The 1,059-nt window shown below is 27.5% G+C and carries 1 protein-coding gene; it reads left to right on the forward strand.

Annotated elements, in window-relative coordinates; all coding sequences use genetic code 11:
- Positions 1–159: 159 nt before the first annotated feature.
- A partial coding sequence (locus L8T82_RS07910) for a PDC sensor domain-containing protein (protein WP_207921009.1) occupies positions 160–1,059 on the forward strand: 900 nt, incomplete at its 3' end.

The raw sequence follows: 1,059 nt of genomic DNA on the forward strand, positions 1-1,059 counted from the left end.
GTTTTTTTATATTGTGTTTTAATAAAATTTATATTTATCCAATATTATTTATATAGATAATTTTTTATTAATATATCGTTTTTTTAAATTTATACTCCTATGAGATAATTTTTTCACTTTCAAAAAAATAACTACAAATTTACATAAAAAGGAAAACCAATGAAAAGTGCGAAAATAAAAATCTCACTCATAGCAAATTTTATTGCTATATTTTGTCTACTTATTTTAGGCATTATAACTTTTGTTTTTGTAAAAGACTCTCTGTTTAAAGAAGTTATAAAAGCAGAACAAGATAAACTTATTTCTGCAAAAAATTTAACACAAAATTTTTACAACAACTCTTCAAGCGCATTAGAAAGATTTGCCCAAAGTATTTTACATCATCCATATGAAATTTTAGCCAACGAAGAAACATTAATAGAAGATGTTGGAATTCAGTTAAAAGCTGCAAAAGATATAGGCGATTATCAAGCTATTTATTTGGCAAAACCTGACGGGGAATTAGTTTTAAGTAACAAAGACAGCGATGCCAAAGGAGTAAATTATTTAATTTATGGAAAAGAGCAAAATTATGATGCAACTACAAGAGAATTTTATATAGCAGCTAGAAAGAAAACTGGTTGGAATGTAACTGATATTTATACAGATATAGCAACGGGGCTTCCTACTTTTACCTATTCTATATCTTTAACTAAAAATGGTAAGTTTATAGGGGTTTTAGCTATCGATGTTTCTGTGAAGAAATTAGAAGATAGATTAAAACATTTACCAGGCTCATCTTTTGTTTTTGATAAAGCATTGTTTGCATTTGCTTCAACCGATGAAAACTATTTTGGCAAAGATAATAAAAATGTTGCTATTGTTGCTAAAGCTTTTAGTAAAGCAAAACCAGGCGAGGCATTTTTTTATACTAATGAAATGGGTAAAGAAAAATTATCTATTTGCGATAAAATAGATTCAGATACTATCTGCAGTGTAACAGATATAGACAGCATAGAAGAATCTAGCAAGAAAATGGCCTATATTCAAATTACTGCAGTTATTGCAGCTAGTTTCATA

The organism is Campylobacter sp. IFREMER_LSEM_CL292 (genome assembly GCF_025771615.1).
Taxonomy (GTDB): Bacteria; Campylobacterota; Campylobacteria; order Campylobacterales; family Campylobacteraceae; genus Campylobacter_D; species Campylobacter_D lari_D.